Here is a 241-nt window from a genome sequence, read left to right as displayed (position 1 = left end):
GCGGGTGGTGGTGGAGATCCTCGACGGCGTCGAGGACATCGGCTTCAACCGCCTGACCAGCAGCGACGTCGTGCGGCACCGGCTCGTGGGCCGCATCGTCGCGGCGTACGACGACTTCGACGCGCGCGCCGCGCGCGCCCGGCCCGTGCAGGGGAACCGACCATGAGCATCGAGGTCCTCGACGAGTCCGGCCAGCAGGTCGACGTACGTCGCCTCTCCACCCTGAGCCGGTTCGTGATGG

Annotated in this window: 1 pseudogene; it reads left to right on the top strand. The window is 71.0% G+C overall.

The window, feature by feature from the left end:
- A pseudogene (locus QWJ41_RS21410) lies at positions 1–166 on the top strand (PhoH family protein); the annotation flags it as partial.
- Between the last annotated feature and the right edge of the window lie 75 nt (positions 167–241).

The organism is Nocardioides cremeus (genome assembly GCF_030518195.1).
Taxonomy (GTDB): domain Bacteria; phylum Actinomycetota; class Actinomycetes; order Propionibacteriales; family Nocardioidaceae; genus Nocardioides; species Nocardioides cremeus.
This window is presented reverse-complemented; position numbering and strand designations above follow the sequence as displayed.